Source organism: Pseudomonas sp. NFXW11, assembly GCF_049887815.1.
Lineage (GTDB): Bacteria > Pseudomonadota > Gammaproteobacteria > Pseudomonadales > Pseudomonadaceae > Aquipseudomonas.
On record NZ_JAGEKI010000002.1, the window covers coordinates 338,723 to 354,568 of the forward strand.

A 15,846-nucleotide genomic window follows, 5' to 3' on the forward strand; every position below is an offset into this window, starting at 1 on the left:
GGAGGCCGGAGTATAACAGAGCATTCAGTGTGCGCTGCTTTCCTGCTGCTCAACGGTTTTTTCCGATTCCCGGGTCGAGGACGAACGCAGGGCCGGGATAAAAGGTTCCGCGCCGTACTTGGCGCTGAGTTCGGCATAGGCCGGTTCGCGCTTGAAACGCTTGAGTTCGGCGCCGAAGCGCTGCACTAGCAGGTCCATGCCGGCGTTGCGGCGTACCGCCAGGTACTGGCTCTGGCGGCTGATGACTGTTGGGTTCTGGCTGATCTGCTCGCGTACCCCGAGGCTGTCCAGCAGGTGCTGGCCCACCCGTTTGTCGGTGATCAGCAGGTCAATCCTTCCCAGCAGCAGCTTGCCGAAGTTGGCCTCGTGGGTGGGTGCCGGCTCGCGGTTGAACAGGGTCGAATGGCTGAAGTCGTCGCTGTACAGGTAGCCGGGCGAGGTGCCGATGGTCAGGCCCTTGAGCTCTTCCAGGCGCTTGAACGGGTGGGGGCGCTGGTTGGCATAGAACATCACGAACTCCACCACTGAGAGCGGTTCGCTGGGGTAGAGCAGGGTGCTTTCGCGCTGGTCGCTGTGGAAGATGTCCAGGGCGCCGTCGGCCTGGCCGGTATCGAGCATCGCCAGGCAGCGTTTCCAGGGCAGGAACTGCCATTCCACCTCGATGCCCAGGCGCTGGAAGACAATGGCGGTGGTTTCGTAGTCCAGGCCTTGGGCCTTGCCATGTTCTTCGTAGACGTAGGGAGCCCAGGGTTCGGTGACAATACGCAGCTTCTCGCCATGGGCGGCGAGGCTCAGGCAAGTGCAGAGGAGAGCTGTCAGCAACTGGGCGATGACGGACATTGCTGGAGATTACGACGAGACAACAGGCAAATGCTAGGGGTAGCGCCTGCCGCTCTAGCTCAAGGCTTGGGCAAATAAAAAAGGCCCCGACTGGCGGGGCCTGCTGGAGCCTGGCGGGTTAGCGCGGCAGCTTCAGGTTGTTCCAGATTGCCAGGCTCGGTTCGGCCTGGTTCAGGGTATAGAAGTGCAACCCTGGTGCGCCGCCCTGCAGCAGGCGTTCGCACATTTCGCTGATGACCTGCTCGCCGAAGGCCTGGATGCTGGCGCTGTCGTCACCGTAGGCCTCCAACTGCTTGCGGATCCAGCGTGGAATTTCGGCGCCGCAGGCGTCGGAGAAACGTGCCAGCTTGCTGTAGTTGGTGATCGGCATGATGCCCGGCACTACAGGAATGCTCACACCCATCTTCTGCACGCGCTCGACGAAGTAGAAGTAGCTGTCGGCATTGAAGAAGTACTGGGTGATGGCGCTGTCGGCGCCGGCATTGGCCTTGTTGACGAAGTGGCGTAGATCGTCTTCGAAATTGCGCGCTTGCGGGTGCATTTCCGGGTAGGCGGCCACTTCGATATGGAAATGGCTGCCGGTTTCTTCACGGATGAAGCTCACCAGGTCATTGGCGTGGCGCAGTTCGCCGCTGGCCATGCCCATGCCCGAAGGCAGGTCGCCGCGCAGGGCGACGATACGCTTGATGCCGGCTGCCTGGTATTGCTGGAGCAGGCCACGCAGGTCGTCCTTGCTGTCGCCGACACAGGACAAGTGCGGTGCCGCAGGGACTTTTACTTCGCTCTCCAGTTGCAGCACGGTATTGACCGTGCGATCACGGGTCGAGCCGCCGGCACCATAGGTGCAAGAGAAGAAATCGGGGTTGTAGTCGGCCAGCTGACGAGCAGTGGCGAGCAGTTTTTCATGCCCAGCATCGGTCTTGGTAGGAAAGAACTCGAAGCTGTAACGACGGTCTTGGGACATGGAGGAAACCTCCAGCTACAAGCGGCAAGCGGCAAGCGCCAAGAGGAAGCGGAGGTGCGCTTGCCTTGTGCCTGCAGCCTGCTGCCTGAAACTGTTATAGCGATTAGGACAAGCGCCGGGCCAGTTGCGGCAAGCAGGGCTTTTGGCTCTGCGCTTGCCGCTCATGATTTGTCGCTTGCAGCTGCTCTTAGTAACGGTAGGTGTCAGGCTTGAACGGGCCAGCGACGGTCACGCCGATGTAGTCGGCCTGCTGCTTGGTCAGTTGAGTGACCACGCCACCGAAACCGCGGACCATTTCCAGGGCCACTTCTTCGTCGAGCTTCTTGGGCAGTACTTCAACGGTCAGGCGCTCGGCTTTCTGAGCGGGCGACAGGTCGGCGTACTTCTGTTCGAACAGGAAGATCTGCGCCAGAACCTGGTTGGCGAACGAGCCATCCATGATGCGGCTTGGGTGACCAGTGGCGTTGCCCAGGTTCACCAGACGGCCTTCGGCCAGCAGGATCAGGTAGTCGTCGTTCTGTGGGTCGAAATCGCCATGGCCAGTGCGGTGGATCTTGTGCACCTGCGGCTTCACTTCTTCCCAGGCCCAGTGCTTGCGCATGAAAGCGGTGTCGATTTCATTGTCGAAGTGACCGATGTTGCAGACCACGGCGCGCTTTTTCAGGGCCTTGAGCATGTTTGCGTCGCAAACATTGACGTTGCCGGTGGTGGTCACGATCAGGTCGACCTTGCCCAGCAGGGCCTTGTCGATGCTGGCTTCGGTGCCATCGTTGATACCGTCGATGAATGGCGAAACCAGTTCGAAACCGTCCATGCAGGCTTGCATGGCGCAGATCGGGTCGACTTCGGACACCTTGACGATCATGCCTTCCTGACGCAGGGACTGGGCCGAACCCTTGCCCACGTCACCGTAGCCGATCACCAGCGCTTGCTTGCCAGACAGCAGGTGGTCGGTGCCGCGCTTGATGGCATCGTTCAGGCTGTGACGGCAGCCGTACTTGTTGTCGTTCTTGCTCTTGGTCACCGAGTCGTTGACGTTGATGGCCGGGATCTTCAGCTCGCCCTTGGCCAGCATGTCCTGCAGGCGGTGCACACCGGTGGTGGTTTCTTCGGTCACGCCGTGAACGCGGTCCAGCACCTGTGGGTATTTCTTGTGCAGCAGTTCGGTCAGGTCGCCGCCGTCGTCGAGGATCATGTTGGCGTCCCAAGGCTGGCCGTCCTTGAGGATGGTCTGCTCCAGGCACCACTCGTACTCCTGCTCGGTCTCGCCTTTCCAGGCGAATACCGGGATGCCGGCAGCGGCGATGGAGGCAGCGGCCTGGTCCTGGGTGGAGAAGATGTTGCAGGACGACCAGCGCACTTCGGCACCCAGGGCAACCAGGGTTTCGATCAGCACGGCGGTCTGGATGGTCATGTGGATGCAGCCGAGGATTTTCGCGCCCTTGAGTGGCTGCTCACCGGCGTACTTGCGACGCAGACCCATCAGGGCCGGCATTTCCGATTCGGCGATGATGGTTTCGCGGCGGCCCCAGGCAGCCAGGGACATATCGGCGACTTTGTAATCGGTAAAATCTGCAGGCGTGTTTACAGCGCTCATGAAGAGCCTCCATTCGTAGTGTGCGAATGGGCGCCGTTGTGCGTTTAGTGTCCGTACAGGGAACCCCGTACCGACAACGCCCCATCCGAGCCTGACAGGTCATGCCTGCTGCAGCGCCCCTCGGACAGGTGGCGGGAAAACGGTATCAAGTGCAGATGACCGTTTTGAAACGGTGGCGATTATAGCCGCCTGAGCCAGACTTCCAAAAGTGTTTCTGTTGCCTGGATGAAGATCGTTAATGTTAATCGCGACCATAGTCGATGTTGCATAGAGCATGATCATTCGGTCTGCCATTATGCCGGCCATCAAATGGCAGGACGGTCAGGAGTGCAAATGAATTTCCACACCCGCAAATGGGTCAAACCCGAAGACCTCAACCCCAATGGCACGCTGTTCGGCGGCAGCCTGTTGCGCTGGATCGACGAGGAAGCGGCGATCTACGCCATTGTCCAGCTGGGCAACCAGCGCGTGGTCACCAAGTACATTTCGGAGATCAACTTTGTCAGCGCCTCGCGCCAGGGCGACATCATCGAGCTGGGTATCACCGCCACCGAGTTCGGTCGTACGTCCATCACCCTGATGTGCGAAGTGCGCAACAAGATCACCCGCAAGTCCATCCTCACGGTGGAGAAGATGGTCTTCGTCAACCTCGGCGAGGATGGCTTGCCGGCGCCCCATGGGCGTACCGAAATCAAGTACGTGAAGGATCAGTTCAAGGACGAGGCCTGAGGCCAGGAAGGGGCCGGTTGCCCGGCCCCCTGTTGGAACGATGGCTGGTCAGTGGGCCTCGGCCTTGGCTGCCGGGGCATCGTTGGTGACATGTCGTACCAGCTTGCCGATGCTCAGACCCTGCAACAGGATCGACGACAGCACCACGATGTAGGTGATGCTCAGCACCAGGTCCCGCTCCGGGCCCAGGGGCAAGGCCAGGGCCAGGGCAACCGAGACCCCGCCGCGCAAGCCGCCCCAGGTCAGCACGCGGATGGTGCCCCGGGGCACGCTGCGCCAGCGCCGCAGCAGCAGGATCGCCGGGGCCACGGTGAGCAGGCGCGAGGCGATGATGGCCACGGCCAGCAGGCTGGCCGCCGCCAGGTGCAGCCAGTTGAAGGGCAGCAGCAACAGTTCCAGGCCGATCAGCGCGAACAGCAGGGCGTTGAGCATGTCGTCCAGCAGTTCCCAGAAACCGTCCAGGTAGCGCCGGGTCATGTCGTTCATCGCCAGGTTGCGCCCCAGGTTGCCGATGATCAGGCCGGCCACCACCATGGCGATCGGCGCCGAGACGTGAATCTCGCTGGCCATTGCCGAACCGCCAATCACCAGGGCCAGGGTCAGCATCACCTCGATCTGGTGCTGCTCGATGCTCTTGATCATCAGGTACACCAGGTAGCCGATCAGCGCTCCGAACAGCACGCCGCCAATGGCTTCATGCACAAACAGCCAGGCGGTGGCGCTGACGGTGGGGGTTTCGCCCAGCTGGGCGATGCCCAGCAGTACGGTAAACACCACCACCGCGGTGCCGTCATTGAACAGCGACTCGCCGACAATGGTGGTTTTCAGCGGTTTGGAGGCGTTGGCGGTGCGCAGCACACCCAGCACGGCGATCGGGTCGGTGGGGGAAATCAGCGCGCCGAACAGCAGGCAGTAGAGGAAGCTCACCTGCCAGCCGAACAGGCCGAAGATCCAGTAGGCCAGGCTGCCAATGACGAAAGTGGCGATCAGCACACCGACCGTGGCCAGCAAGCCAATGGGCCAGCGGTAGCTGCGCAGGTCGTTGAGGTTGACGTGCAGGGCGCCGGCAAACAGCAGGAACGACAGCATCCAGTTCATCAGCAGGTCGCCGAAGTCGATCTTGCCGATCAGTTCCTCGACATGTTCTTCAAGCCCGGGAAAGCCCAGGAAGCTCAGGCCTTGCAGCAGCAGGGAAAACAGCAGGGCGGTGACCATCACGCCAATGGTCGGCGGCAGGCCGATAAAGCGGAAATTGACGTAGGTGAGCAGGGTGGTCAGGCAGATAAAGGCAGCGACAAGCTCAAGCATCCGGACTCCTTTGGATGATTGCAGGAAGAAAGTTGCCAGCGGCAAGCGACCAGGGCACGGCTGATACCCGGGGCTTGCAGTTGTGGCAGCGGGTTTGATTGACCGCAGTAGTGGCACAACGTTGCAGGCGCGGGACAAAAAGTCTGGGCGGCAGGTCCATGCTGACGAATTCGCCGGTGTCGCTGCCAAAAGTGTTGTAAGCCCGTGCAAGCGGGGCCGGTGGCGTGCGAGGATCCCGCGCTGCGGCTGACGCGAGTATAGGCAGTCGAAGGTGCTGGGTGAATCGATTCTCTTCAGGCAGACAGGGAGTGTGGAGTGCTGGCGACAACTCTGGTTCTGGTGGCGGCGCTGTTGCATGCGGCGTGGAACACCCTGATCAAGTTCAGCGGTGAGCGGCTGCTAGTGGTGGCCTGCATGGACAGCGTGGCGTTGCTGTTCGTGGCGATCATGCTGTTTTTCCTGCAATGGCCGCCCCTGGAGATCTGGCCCTGGATCATCGCCTCGGCCGCCTTCGAGCTGCTGTATCGCTATTTACTGATCCAGGCCTATCGGGTGGGTGACCTGGGGCTGGTGTATCCGCTGATGCGCGGCTTGTCGCCGCTGGTGGTGCTGGCCCTGACCCTGTTGTTTGCCGGCGAGCACCTGAGCAACCAGCAGGTCTTCGGCATCCTGCTGATTCCCTTCGGCATGCTGTGCCTGCTGTGGCAGGGCGGTGGCGGCGCGCGCCTGCCCTGGAGCATGGTGCCGGTGGTGCTGCTGATCGGCCTGTGCATAGGTTGCTACACCTATATCGACGGTCAGGCACTGCGCCGCTGGGGGCACCCGCTGGACTACCTGACCTGGGTCACGCTGCTCAGCGCCTGGCCCTTTCCCCTGGTGGCGCTGCTGTGGAAGCGCCCGGCCTTCGCCCTGTTCTGGCGCGAGCAATGGCGCCTGGGCCTGAGCGTCGGGTTCTGTGTGTTGTTCAGCTACGCTCTGGTGCTTTGGGCCATGCAGCTGGGCTCGATCGCCGAGGCGGCGGCCTTGCGCGAGATCAGTGTGATTCTGGTGGTGCTGTTCGGCATGCGCTACCTCAAGGAACCTTTCGGCCGACCACGGCTCTTGGCGTGTGGCTTGGTGCTGATTGGCATGTTGGTGATGAAGTTCTGAAGACCCCCCTAAAAACTCTAAAAAAGGAATTGCTCCATGACTGTCGCTTTCTGGTGTGTGTTGATCGCAATTGTCCTGCCGTACCTGTGTACCGCTATTGCCAAGGGCGCCGGCAAATACGGGCTGCGCCACAATCATGATCCACGGGCGTTCCTGAACACCCTGGAGGGGCTGCCCAAACGCGCGCATAACGCTCAGCTCAACGGTTTCGAAGTGACCCCGGCATTTGCCGCGGCGGTGATCATTGCCCATGTGGCCGGTAATGCCGAGCTGGTGACCATCAACGTGCTGGCGGTGCTGTTCATCACCAGTCGCCTGCTGTACATGATCTGCTACCTGGCCAACTGGGGAGTGCTGCGCTCCCTGGTGTGGTTCGTCGGCATGGGGCTGATCGCCAGCTTCTTCTTCGTTTCAATGTGAGTGCCGTTGCCGGAACCGGCTTGCCGACAAGCCGGTTCCTGCAGGTGCAATCATGGCGTGTCGGCAACCTGGGGTACCGTGGGCAGCGCTGCGCCCTTGGGCCAGAGCATCCAGATCTGCCCCGACTGCTTCATGTCGCCGGCCAATTGCCCGGCGGCGTCACCCGTGCCCCAGAACAGGTCGGCCCGCACCTCGCCGGTAATCGCGCCGCCGGTATCCTGGGCCGCCACCGGGCGCACCAGGGCGCTGCCGTCCGGGCGGGTGGTGGACAGCCACAGCAGGCTGCCCAGGGGAATCACCTTGCGATCCACCGCGACGCTGTAGCCGGAAGTCAGCGGCACGTTCAACGACCCCCGCGGGCCTTCGTTGCTGTCTGGATTGCGGTTGAAGAACACATAGCTCGGGTTGCTGCCCAGCAGCTCGGGAATTCGCGTCGGGTGTGCCTTGGCCCAGGCGGCGATGGTGCCCATGGTCACCTCTTCCTTCTGCAGCTCGCCCTGTTCCACCAGCCAGCGGCCGATAGGGCGATAGGGGTGGCCATTCTGGTCGGCATAGCCGATGCGCAACTGGCGGCCATCGTCCAGCTGGATCCTGCCCGAGCCCTGGATCTGCAGGAACTGCAGGTCCATCGGGTCGGTGAGCCAGGCCAGCACCGGCGCCTTGACGCCCTTGTTCTCGATGGTGGCGGCGTCGTCATAGGGCTTGAGCACCCGACCCTCGAGACGGCCCCGCAGGCGCTTGCCCTTGAGTTCGGGATAGATGCTGTCCAGAGCGACGATGATCATGTCCTCCGGCACTCCATACACCGGCACATTGGCGGTGCGGGTCTGGGTCAGGCTGCCGGGGTATACCGGCTCGTAGTAACCGGTGATCAGGCCGCTGCTGCTGCCGCTGCCTGAGCGCAGGCCGTAGACCTGCAGGTGCTCCTGGAGAAAGCCGCGGATGGCGCTCGGGGTTTGCGCCACATTGGCTGCGGCGGCGCAGGTGCTGCCCCATACCGGGTCGGCCTTGAGCCGGGTACAGGCACTGCGCCAGGAGCCGAAACCGGCCAGCAGGTCGTTGTCGGCCACACTGGGCAGCGACTCCCAGGTGGCGCTGTTGTAGGTGGCCAGGGCGTGGGTCTGCGACGGTTTGCCGCTGTCGCCACCGTTGCAGCCGGCCAGCAGCGCCAGGGTCGGCAAGGCCCATATCAGATGGCGGCGCCAGCGGGGAAAGTTCGGGTTCATGGGGTGGTTCCTTGAAGGTCTATCCAGGGTTTCGAGGCCCCTGGGCAGACCTTATTAACAATAGGGCTATTGGTGTTTGCCGGGGAGGCGAGGATACTGGCCGCCGTTTCCGTGACCTGACCTGAAGCCACCATGACGCTAAAAAGACTTTCCGTTGTACTGCTGGCCTGCCTGACGCTTTCCGCCTGTGGCGGTGTCGATCCCAATTCTCCCCTGGGCCAGCGCAAGGCGATCTTCAAACAGATGCTCAAGACCGGCGAAGACCTGGGGGGCATGTTGCGTGGGCGGATTCCTTTCGATGGCGCACGTTTTGCCGAGGGTGCAGTGAAGCTCGACAGCCTGTCCCATGAGCCCTGGAAGCATTTCCCCGAGGTCAAGGAACAAGACCAGACCAGCGCCACCGACGATGTCTGGCGCCGGCAGGCACGGTTCCAGGAACTGGCGCGCAACCTTGAGGCCGCCACGGGCGAACTGGCCGCCATCAGCCAGGTTCAGCCCTACAAGGCCAGCAACCTGGGGCCGGCGGTGCAGAAGGTCGAGGATGTGTGCAGTGCCTGTCACAAGGAATTCCGTAATCACTGACCGCGGTTCTGCCGAGATCCTTCTGCCGAACAGGCGCCGCGGTAACAGCAGGGATGCTTATTTATCCAGTTCGTCCAGGGCTTGCTGCAGTTCCTTGCGGGACTCGGCGAGCTTGTCTTTGCGCTTGTTGATCTTCTCCGAATCGCCCTTCTTCATGGCCTTTTCCAGGTCGGCCTGGCGTCGGCTCACTTCATGCTTGGCGTCCAGCACCTTGTTCTCCCGCTCCTTTCTCAGCGAGGCGTCGGTGCAGTGGCTGGTGACCTCGCTCAGGGCGCGCTCCAGGCCGGCCTGTTGATCGCTGTTGCCATGGGCCTTGGCCTGTTCGATCTGCTCCATGATGGCCTGGCGCTTGGCGGCGCAGCCGGTCAGTTGCGGGGCTTGTTCGGTGGCCAGCAGGGGCGTGCTGATCAGGCTGCACAGGGTCAGGGCGACCAGGGATGGAAAAAGTTTCATGGATGGCTCCAGGTGAAGAAAGATCAAAAAATAACCATTGAAAACACTGGCAATGACACGGGGAGTGGGCTGTTGGAGCCCATTCCCGCCCGGGTGGTTCAACCTGCACCCAGGGTGACGACTAAAAACCTTCGATACCGGCCGCATTCAGGCTGGCGCGCAAGGCCAGTACCTGTGGATCACGAAAAAACGCCTGCAACTGTGCCGCTCGTTCCGCGCCGACGCCCGCTTCGCGCTGCCAGTCCTGGCTACTTCTGAGCGCCAGTTCCTGCCATGGCCCGCTCAGGTCGGCCGAGCCACTGGGTGGCAGGCCCAGGGATTTCAGCCAGCGTGAAAAGGGCTGGGCCCTGGCGCGTTGCAGGCTGTCGAGCAGGCGAGCGCTGCTGCGTTCGCCGAAGCCGGCAATGTTAGCAAGCTCTGCCCGGTCCAGGGTCAGCCAATCCAGCAGGCCTTTGATTCGGCCTGTTTCAATCAGCCTGGCCCAGGTTCGGCTACCGACATTCTGCAGGTCCAGGCCCTGTTTGCCGCTGAGCCAGGTCAGGCGCGCGAGAAACTGGCTTTCGCAGCCCGCTGTCGGCTGCCAGCAGCTCAAGGTGTGGAAGTCTTCCTGGGCCGGGGCCTGGATGGTCTGGCGCTGCTGGCTCCTGAGCACTACCTGGTCCAGGCGCGGGATGGTCAGCCCGGCCAGGCTGATGGCTACCTGATCCCCCGGCACTATGTCCAGGGCCTGCCAGCGCTGTAATGAACCAACGCTGACGCGGCGGATCTGCCGGTCATCGAGGGGCACCGGGTCGATCTCCAGCAAGGGGCTGATGCGTCCGGTGCGGCCGATGCGGAAGTCGACCCGGCGGACATTGGCCAGGGCCTGGGCATAAGGGTATTTCCAGGCAGCGATCCAGTGCGGGGCCTTGGCCTGCCAGCGTTCGGCGGCCGGGCGCCGGCTCTGGCGCAGGATGATGCCGTCGCTGGCGAAGGGCAGGGGCGAGCGATACCAGTGCTCCCGCCACTGTCGTGCCTGGTTGAACCCGGCGATGGCGCGGCTGTACTCGCGGCCTTCGGCAAAACCCAGGGCCGCCAACTGTTCCAGGCGCTGCTCGAGCGTGGCGGGGCCCTGGGGCCAGTCCCAGACGAACAGGCCGATCTGCGCCGCGTCCGCAGCGGCCAGCTGTTTGCGCGCCAGCCAGCCGGCCACCCGGCTGCGGGCATTGCGGCTACCGGCGTGGGCCTGAACGTGTTGCTCCAGGCGCTGGTAGAGCTCGCCTTGCAGGAGCAGGTCAAGGGGTTGGGGCAACTGCTTGGGGATGGCCGCGATCCGTTGCGCCGCTTGGCTCCAGTCATGCCCGAGCTGGCCGTCACCCCGGCTCAGGGCCTGGTGCAGGCGGCCCTGGCGGTAGATCAGGGTCACCGCCACGCCGTCGACCTTGGGTTGTACCCAGACTTCCCTGCGGTGTTTTAGCCAGAGCTGCACGGCGCTGGCGTCGGGGAGTTTCTCCACGCCAGTGTGGGCGATGGGGTGTGGAATCTCGCCACGGGCACTGAGTAGCGGCTGTGCGGCTGCCCGGGGAATCTGCGGGAAACAGCCTTGCAGGCTGAGCAGGCGTTGTCGGGACTGATCGTAGAGCTCGTCGGCCACCGGCGACTGGCCGTGGCGGTGGTAGCGGTTATCCCACTGTTGCAGCTGTTGCTGCAGGGCGCCGATTTCCAGGCTGGCGCGCTCGGCCGTCCAGCTCGGGCACGTGGCCCAGGCAGGCTGCGCCAGGCAGAGAAAAAGCAGGAGTCTTGGCAGCATGGGGAGCGTCCTTGCCCTGAGTAGTGATGCTGCTAAGGGTAGGGGCTTGCGGGGAAGTATTCGGCGCAGGTGGTTGCGGGTTGTTTCGTCGAGGCACAACAGCGCCGTCGGTATGCCGTTTGTCGTGGGTTGCGGGGCGTTTGGGGAAATCTTCAGCGACAAAAAAGCCCCGCCGGGCGTACCGGGCGGGGCTTGGGGTTGCCAGCTGAAACTTACAGGCCGGCAGCGGCGCGCAGGGCTTCGGCGCGGTCGGTTTTTTCCCAGGTGAAGGTGCTGAAAGTGTCTTCACCCACGGTCTTGGTCTGCGGCGTGCGGCCGAAGTGACCGTAGGCTGCAGTTTCCTGGTACATCGGGTGCAGCAGGTCGAGCATCTTGGTGATGGCGTATGGGCGCAGGTCGAAGATCTCGCGGACCAGCTTGATGATCTTGTCATCGCTGATCTTGCCGGTGCCGAAGGTGTTCAGCGAGATCGACGTTGGCTGGGCCACGCCGATGGCGTAGGACACTTGGATCTCGCAGCGCTGGGCCAGGCCGGCGGCCACGATGTTCTTGGCCACGTAGCGGCCGGCGTAGGCAGCCGAACGGTCGACCTTGGATGGATCCTTGCCGGAGAACGCGCCACCGCCGTGACGGGCCATGCCGCCGTAGCTGTCGACGATGATCTTGCGGCCGGTCAGGCCGCAGTCGCCCACCGGGCCACCGATGATGAACTGGCCGGTTGGGTTGATGTGGAACTGGGTGTCCTTGTGCAGCAGCTCGGCTGGCAGCACGTGCTTGACGATCAGTTCCATCACGCCTTCGCGCAGGTCGTTGTAGGAGACTTCAGGGTTGTGCTGGGTCGACAGCACAACTGCGTCGATGCCGACCACGATGCCGTTTTCATAGCGGCAGGTGACCTGGGACTTGGCGTCCGGACGCAGCCATGGCAGCAGGCCGGATTTGCGGGCTTCGGCCTGGCGATGCACCAGCTGGTGGGAGAACGCGATAGGGGCTGGCATCAGCTCCGCGGTTTCGTTGCTGGCGTAGCCGAACATCAGGCCCTGGTCGCCGGCGCCCTGATCTTCAGGCTTGGCGCGGTCCACACCCTGGTTGATGTCGGGGGACTGCTTGCCAATGATGTTCATCACGCCGCAGGTGGCGCCGTCGAAGCCGACGTCGGAGCTGGTGTAGCCGATGTCGCTGATCACATCGCGAACGATCTGCTCCAGGTCGACCCAGGCGCTGGTGGTGACTTCACCGGCAACGATGGCCACGCCGGTCTTGACCAGGGTCTCGACCGCTACGCGGGCGTGCTTGTCCTGGGCAATGATGGCGTCCAGTACCGCGTCGGAGATCTGGTCGGCGATTTTATCCGGATGCCCTTCGGACACGGACTCGGAGGTGAAAAGGGAGTATTCGCTCATCTCGAAGGTTTCCTAAATTTACCGATGGTGAGTGTCGCCAGCCGGTCGCTGAAAATGGCGGACCTGGATCTGGAAACCATTACGTAAGCCTATATAGAGGCTTTCCCCGGGAAGCAGTCCCGCAGCGGTGGCCCAATGGGCCAGATCATCTTGTTCGAACCCTAGCCAGAGATCGCCGCAAGCCTCTTTGGCCCAACTCTGGTCGTGGCTGCACAAGTCTGTTACCAACAGGCTGCCGCCTGGCTGCAGCAATTGCGCCATCAGCTTGAGGGCTTCGGCCGGCGCGGCGAAATGGTGCAGGACCATGTTCAACACCACGCAGTCGGCCTTCAGTTGCACGCCATTCAATGCATCGGCCAGTTGCAGGCTGACGTTAGCCAGTGTTTCTCGTTCACACAGCTGGCGTGCCAGTTCGAGCATCGCCGGGCTGTTGTCCAGGGCCGTGACCTGGGTAAAGCGCTGGGCCAGGTCGGGGAGAAATCCGCCGTCGCCAGGCCCGACTTCAATGGCCGTGGCCATTGGCTTGAAACTCAGTTTGTCCAGCAATGCCAGAACACTGTCACGGTATTGCGGCAGTCCTGCGATCAGGTCCTGCTGGGCGCGGAATTTTTCCGCCACCCGGGCAAAGAAATCCTGGCTGGCCGCAGCTCGCTGGCGGTGCACCAGGCCAATACGGGCCAGGGCCTCGCCGGGCAACTGCAGTTGATCGACTTCATCCAGCAGCGCTGCATGCAGCTTGCCGCCCAGGCGTTCGCCATGGGGCAGGGCGCGGCGATAGAAAATCGCGTTGCCCTCACGGCGGGTCGCCACCAGGCCGGCCTGGGCCAGGACCTTCAGGTGATGGCTCATGCCCGATTGGCCGATGGCGAAGATCTGCGCCAGTTCCAGCACGCCAAACGAATCGTTGCTCAGCACGCGCAATACATTCAGCCGCAGCGGATCGCCACTGGCCTTGCACAGGGCGGCCAGTTCGTCGCAATCATCAGGGGCGATGGAGGGTGCGCGCATATTCATAGGGGCAGCAGTCTAGAGGTGCCCCCCTGAACCTGCAAGGCCAATATCAAAAAGTTTTGATATTGGTCGGCGCGGGGCCTTGGCCAGAGCCTGCGCTTGCTTGAACAACGAACGGCAAGCGCGGTTCTTCAGGCGATTGCGCGGCCATCCGTGGGAAAAACGTGCCTGAGTGACTATCTGTGATTGCCCCCGCCTGGCGCCTGAGGGAAAATGCAGGCCTTTTTTCCGTTTCGTTCTATTTGAATCCCCAGGAGATCAGCGATGCCAAGCCGTCGTGAGCGTGCCAACGCCATTCGTGCCCTCAGCATGGATGCCGTGCAAAAAGCCAACAGCGGCCATCCCGGTGCCCCCATGGGTATGGCGGATATCGCCGAAGTACTTTGGCGTGACTACCTGAAGCACAGCCCGAGCAATCCATCCTTCGCCGACCGTGACCGCTTCGTGCTGTCCAATGGTCACGGCTCGATGCTGATCTACTCGCTGCTGCACCTGACCGGCTACGATCTGTCGATCGACGACCTGAAGAACTTCCGCCAACTGCACAGCCGTACCCCGGGCCACCCGGAGTTCGGTTACACCGCAGGCGTGGAAACCACCACCGGCCCATTGGGTCAGGGCCTGGCCAATGCCGTGGGCTTCGCCCTGGCGGAGAAGGTCATGGCGGCGCAGTTCAACCGTCCTGGCCACAACATCGTCGATCACCACACCTATGTGTTCCTGGGTGATGGCTGCATGATGGAAGGCATTTCCCACGAAGTGGCTTCCCTGGCCGGCACCCTGGGCCTGGGCAAGCTGATTGCCTTCTACGATGACAACGGCATCTCCATCGATGGCGAAGTCGAAGGCTGGTTCACCGACGACACGCCAAAGCGTTTCGAAGCCTACAACTGGCAGGTGATTCGCAATGTCGACGGTCACGATCCGGAAGAGATCAAGACCGCCATCGACACCGCGCGCAAGAGCCCGCTGCCGACCCTGATCTGCTGCAAGACCACCATCGGCTTCGGTTCGCCGAACAAGCAGGGCAAGGAAGACTGCCACGGCGCGCCACTGGGCGCCGAGGAAATCGCCCTGACCCGCGCCGCCCTGAAGTGGAATCACGGCCCGTTCGAGATCCCGGCCGATATCTATGCCGAGTGGGACGCCAAGGAAGCCGGTCGCGCGGTGGAAGCCGAATGGGACCAGCGTTTCGCAGCCTACTCCGCAGCCTTCCCGACCGAAGCCAACGAACTGGTGCGGCGCCTGGCCGGTGACCTGCCGGCGGACTTCGCCGAGAAAGCCAACGCCTACATCGCTGAAGTGGCGGCCAAGGGTGAAACCATCGCCAGCCGCAAGGCCAGCCAGAACACCCTGAACGCCTTCGGCCCGCTGCTGCCCGAGTTCCTCGGCGGTTCGGCGGACCTGGCCGGTTCCAATCTGACCCTGTGGAAAGGTTGCAAGGGCGTCAGCGCTGAAGACGCCAGCGGCAACTACATGTACTACGGCGTGCGCGAGTTCGGCATGACCGCAATCATGAACGGCGTGGCCCTGCACGGCGGCCTGGTGCCTTACGGCGCGACCTTCCTGATGTTCATGGAATACGCGCGCAACGCAGTGCGCATGTCGGCGCTGATGAAGCAGCGGGTGATCCATGTCTACACCCACGACTCCATCGGCCTGGGCGAAGACGGCCCGACTCACCAGCCGATCGAGCAGCTCACCAGCCTGCGCACCACGCCGAACCTCGACACCTGGCGTCCAGCCGACGCCGTGGAATCGGCGGTGTCCTGGAAGCACGCCCTGGAGCGCAAGGACGGCCCGTCGGCGCTGATCTTCTCCCGCCAGAACCTGCAGCACCAAACCCGCGACGCCGGCCAGATCGCCGACATCAGCCGCGGTGGCTACGTGTTGAAAGACTGCGCAGGCGAGCCTGAGCTGATCCTGATCGCCACCGGTTCGGAAGTGGGCCTGGCGGTTCAGGCCTTCGACAAGCTGACCGAGCAGGGCCGCAAGGTACGTGTGGTTTCCATGCCGTGCACCAGCGTGTTCGATGCCCAGGATGCGGGCTACAAGCAGTCGGTACTGCCGCTGCAGGTTGGCGCGCGGATCGCCATCGAAGCGGCTCACGCCGACTTCTGGTTCAAGTACGTGGGCCTGGAAGGCCGGGTGATCGGCATGACCACCTACGGCGAATCGGCGCCTGCGCCGGCGCTGTTCGAAGAATTCGGCTTCACCCTGGAGAACATCCTGGGCCAGGCCGAAGAGCTGCTGGAAGACTAAATCCGCAAGCCGGGTTGTCTGCACTGACGCAATCGCGAGCAAGCTCGCTCCTACAGGGATATCTACCGTCCTTGTGGGAGCGAGCTTGCTCGCGATGACAATGGCGCAGGCAG

The 15,846-nt window shown here is 62.7% G+C and carries 14 protein-coding genes and 1 riboswitch; of the genes, 5 read left to right on the plus strand and 9 right to left on the minus strand.

The annotated features are described in order from the left end of the window. Positions 1–24: 24 nt before the first annotated feature. The 3 genes from J4P02_RS04850 to ahcY all read right to left on the minus strand — a co-directional run bounded on the left by J4P02_RS04850 (position 25) and on the right by ahcY (position 3,401). The gene (locus J4P02_RS04850; RefSeq protein ID WP_426188315.1) at positions 25–840 is read right to left on the minus strand and encodes a substrate-binding periplasmic protein; all 816 of its coding nucleotides are present in this window, start codon (positions 838–840) and stop codon (positions 25–27) included. 118 nt (positions 841–958) lie between these two features. Continuing rightward, the gene (metF, locus tag J4P02_RS04855; protein ID WP_426188317.1) at positions 959–1,804 is read right to left on the minus strand and encodes a methylenetetrahydrofolate reductase [NAD(P)H]; all 846 of its coding nucleotides are present in this window, start codon (positions 1,802–1,804) and stop codon (positions 959–961) included. A 187-nt stretch (positions 1,805–1,991) separates the two neighbouring features. Next, complete coding sequence (ahcY, locus tag J4P02_RS04860) at positions 1,992–3,401, minus strand: adenosylhomocysteinase (protein WP_426188319.1); 1,410 nt, start codon at positions 3,399–3,401, stop codon at positions 1,992–1,994. A 21-nt stretch (positions 3,402–3,422) separates the two neighbouring features. Further along, positions 3,423–3,529, minus strand: a riboswitch (S-adenosyl-L-homocysteine riboswitch). 205 nt (positions 3,530–3,734) lie between these two features. On the opposite strand from ahcY, the gene J4P02_RS04865 reads away from it, so the two are divergent. After that, entirely contained in the window at positions 3,735–4,130 is a 396-nt protein-coding gene (locus J4P02_RS04865; protein WP_426188321.1) for an acyl-CoA thioesterase, read from the plus strand. Positions 4,131–4,178: 48 nt separating this feature from the next. Here J4P02_RS04865 and J4P02_RS04870 read toward each other — a convergent pair whose 3' ends face one another. Further along, complete coding sequence (locus J4P02_RS04870; RefSeq protein ID WP_426188323.1) at positions 4,179–5,438, minus strand: cation:proton antiporter; 1,260 nt, start codon at positions 5,436–5,438, stop codon at positions 4,179–4,181. Positions 5,439–5,753: 315 nt separating this feature from the next. Here J4P02_RS04870 and J4P02_RS04875 point away from each other — a divergent pair, with 315 nt between their 5' ends. Continuing rightward, complete coding sequence (locus tag J4P02_RS04875; protein ID WP_426188325.1) at positions 5,754–6,587, plus strand: EamA family transporter; 834 nt, start codon at positions 5,754–5,756, stop codon at positions 6,585–6,587. A 36-nt stretch (positions 6,588–6,623) separates the two neighbouring features. Then, entirely contained in the window at positions 6,624–7,007 is a 384-nt protein-coding gene (locus J4P02_RS04880) for an MAPEG family protein (protein ID WP_426188327.1), read from the plus strand. A gap of 50 nt (positions 7,008–7,057) precedes the next feature. On the opposite strand, the gene mltA is transcribed toward J4P02_RS04880, so the two are convergent. Beyond that, positions 7,058–8,233 carry a murein transglycosylase A gene (gene mltA / locus J4P02_RS04885; protein ID WP_426188329.1) on the minus strand — a complete coding sequence of 392 codons (1,176 nt, stop codon included), beginning with the start codon at positions 8,231–8,233 and terminating at the stop codon, positions 7,058–7,060. 132 nt (positions 8,234–8,365) lie between these two features. Between mltA and J4P02_RS04890 the strand changes: the two genes are divergently transcribed. Continuing rightward, positions 8,366–8,815 carry a c-type cytochrome gene (locus tag J4P02_RS04890; RefSeq protein ID WP_426188331.1) on the plus strand — a complete coding sequence of 150 codons (450 nt, stop codon included), beginning with the start codon at positions 8,366–8,368 and terminating at the stop codon, positions 8,813–8,815. A gap of 57 nt (positions 8,816–8,872) precedes the next feature. On the opposite strand, the gene J4P02_RS04895 is transcribed toward J4P02_RS04890, so the two are convergent. The 4 genes from J4P02_RS04895 to J4P02_RS04910 all read right to left on the minus strand — a co-directional run bounded on the left by J4P02_RS04895 (position 8,873) and on the right by J4P02_RS04910 (position 13,474). After that, positions 8,873–9,268 (minus strand): DUF1090 domain-containing protein, encoded by a 396-nt coding sequence (locus J4P02_RS04895; protein ID WP_426188333.1) that lies wholly within the window; start codon positions 9,266–9,268, stop codon positions 8,873–8,875. A 121-nt stretch (positions 9,269–9,389) separates the two neighbouring features. Continuing rightward, a complete protein-coding gene (gene ligB, locus J4P02_RS04900; RefSeq protein ID WP_426188335.1) occupies positions 9,390–11,057 on the minus strand; it encodes an NAD-dependent DNA ligase LigB in 1,668 nt (555 codons plus the stop codon). A 212-nt stretch (positions 11,058–11,269) separates the two neighbouring features. Next, complete coding sequence (gene metK / locus J4P02_RS04905) at positions 11,270–12,460, minus strand: methionine adenosyltransferase (RefSeq protein ID WP_426188337.1); 1,191 nt, start codon at positions 12,458–12,460, stop codon at positions 11,270–11,272. Between the two features lie 18 nt (positions 12,461–12,478). Further along, on the minus strand, positions 12,479–13,474 hold the full coding sequence (locus J4P02_RS04910) for an ArsR/SmtB family transcription factor (protein WP_426188339.1): 996 nt from the start codon (positions 13,472–13,474) through the stop codon (positions 12,479–12,481). A 261-nt stretch (positions 13,475–13,735) separates the two neighbouring features. On the opposite strand from J4P02_RS04910, the gene tkt reads away from it, so the two are divergent. Continuing rightward, positions 13,736–15,733 (plus strand): transketolase, encoded by a 1,998-nt coding sequence (gene tkt / locus J4P02_RS04915; RefSeq protein ID WP_426188341.1) that lies wholly within the window; start codon positions 13,736–13,738, stop codon positions 15,731–15,733. The last annotated feature ends 113 nt before the right edge of the window (positions 15,734–15,846 follow it).

Excerpts from the sequence above, each read along its gene's own strand:
- J4P02_RS04850 (WP_426188315.1), bottom strand. The coding sequence starts at position 840 with ATGTCCGTCATCGCCCAGTTGCTGACAGCTCTCCTCTGCACTTGCCTG.
- metF (WP_426188317.1), bottom strand. The coding sequence starts at position 1,804 with ATGTCCCAAGACCGTCGTTACAGCTTCGAGTTCTTTCCTACCAAGACC.
- ahcY (WP_426188319.1), bottom strand. The coding sequence starts at position 3,401 with ATGAGCGCTGTAAACACGCCTGCAGATTTTACCGATTACAAAGTCGCC.
- J4P02_RS04865 (WP_426188321.1), top strand. The coding sequence starts at position 3,735 with ATGAATTTCCACACCCGCAAATGGGTCAAACCCGAAGACCTCAACCCC.
- J4P02_RS04870 (WP_426188323.1), bottom strand. The coding sequence starts at position 5,438 with ATGCTTGAGCTTGTCGCTGCCTTTATCTGCCTGACCACCCTGCTCACC.
- J4P02_RS04880 (WP_426188327.1), top strand. The coding sequence starts at position 6,624 with ATGACTGTCGCTTTCTGGTGTGTGTTGATCGCAATTGTCCTGCCGTAC.
- mltA (WP_426188329.1), bottom strand. The coding sequence starts at position 8,233 with ATGAACCCGAACTTTCCCCGCTGGCGCCGCCATCTGATATGGGCCTTG.
- J4P02_RS04890 (WP_426188331.1), top strand. The coding sequence starts at position 8,366 with ATGACGCTAAAAAGACTTTCCGTTGTACTGCTGGCCTGCCTGACGCTT.
- J4P02_RS04895 (WP_426188333.1), bottom strand. The coding sequence starts at position 9,268 with ATGAAACTTTTTCCATCCCTGGTCGCCCTGACCCTGTGCAGCCTGATC.
- ligB (WP_426188335.1), bottom strand. The coding sequence starts at position 11,057 with ATGCTGCCAAGACTCCTGCTTTTTCTCTGCCTGGCGCAGCCTGCCTGG.
- metK (WP_426188337.1), bottom strand. The coding sequence starts at position 12,460 with ATGAGCGAATACTCCCTTTTCACCTCCGAGTCCGTGTCCGAAGGGCAT.
- J4P02_RS04910 (WP_426188339.1), bottom strand. The coding sequence starts at position 13,474 with ATGAATATGCGCGCACCCTCCATCGCCCCTGATGATTGCGACGAACTG.
- tkt (WP_426188341.1), top strand. The coding sequence starts at position 13,736 with ATGCCAAGCCGTCGTGAGCGTGCCAACGCCATTCGTGCCCTCAGCATG.